General features: G+C 50.8%; 1 pseudogene. It reads left to right on the plus strand.

Annotated features, from left to right (window positions below):
- Positions 1–317 (plus strand): annotated as a pseudogene (locus ULO1_RS09215) (IS200/IS605 family accessory protein TnpB-related protein); the annotation flags it as partial.

Below are 317 nucleotides of genomic sequence, written 5' to 3' on the forward strand. Positions count from 1 at the left end.
AAATCAAGAAGTCAGGACAAGAACTTTTCGGGCTGAACTCCCGCTTTGTCGATGACTCCAGACTTAAAGCACAGGCCCTGCTGGACTCCCAAACAGAACTGCTGAAGTTAAAAAATGAAGAAACAGAAAAGAAACTGGGCCGGGCCAGGAAGAAACTCAGCCTGGCCATGAGGAAGCTGGCGAAGGCAGAGGAAAAAGGGGCTGCACCAGAAGATATTGAAAAGCTCCGCCTGGCAGTCAAGGGGCGGAACAAGCGGGTGGTTTCACTGGCAAAAAGGCTGGCTGAACTGAAGGATTACCGGGAGAAGGGTACAATA

It is taken from the genome of Carboxydocella sp. ULO1, from assembly GCF_002049255.1.
Lineage (GTDB): Bacteria > Bacillota.